We start from the raw sequence: 792 nt of genomic DNA, 5'->3' as shown, positions 1-792 counted from the left end.
TGATCTTGACCCGCCATTTCCGGACAGCTTTTGTATCTTAAGTTAACGATGCCCGCTGCCGCCGGTATTCTCTCGGAGAGTGATATCCCAGCGCACTATGCGGGTGATTTTCATTGTAATGCGTGAACGCCGCTGCAAGGTTTCGCAGGGCTGTTCTCACATCCGGTTTCGGCATGAACGCGATATAGTCTTCCTTCATCGTCTTCACGAACCGTTCGGCCATGCCATTGCTCTGCGGGCTGCTCACCGCTGTTGTACATGGCTCCAGATTCAGCTCTTTGGCGAACCTCCGCGTTTCATGCGCGGTATATGCTGAACCGTTGTCCGTCAGCCACTGCACCGCTGTGTCGGGCAGCCTGTCGCCGAAGCGCTTTTCCACCGACCTCAGCATCACATCCTGCACGGTCGAACTGTCATAGCCTCCCGTGCTTGCTGCCCAGTCTATGGCCTCACGGTCGCAGCAGTCCAGCGCGAACGTTACCCGCAGTTTTTCGCCGTTGTCGCAGCCGAACTCGAAGCCATCTGAACACCAGCGCATATCGCTTTCTGCCACCGCTATCTTGCCCTTATGTTCACGCTTCGGTCGCTCTGGTTTGTGATGCAACAACAACAGGTTATGCTCGCTCATTATCCTGTAAAGCCGTTTGGCATTCACAGGTGGCTGTCCCTCTGTGCGACGTTGCTTGCGCAGGATGCCCCACACGCGTCGATAACCATAACTCGGCATATCGCTGATAATGTTGAGGATAGCCGACAGTATTTCTGCGTCTGCTTCTTCATTACGCCGGTTAC

Annotated in this window: 1 pseudogene; it reads right to left on the bottom strand. The window is 54.9% G+C overall.

Annotation, left to right across the window (positions count from 1 at the left end):
• Window positions 1-37: 37 nt before the first annotated feature.
• A pseudogene (locus ACVCAM_RS26455) lies at window positions 38-792 on the bottom strand (IS3-like element ISEcl1 family transposase); the annotation flags it as partial.

The organism is Enterobacter sp. CFEC122 (genome assembly GCF_052983755.1).
This window is presented reverse-complemented; position numbering and strand designations above follow the sequence as displayed.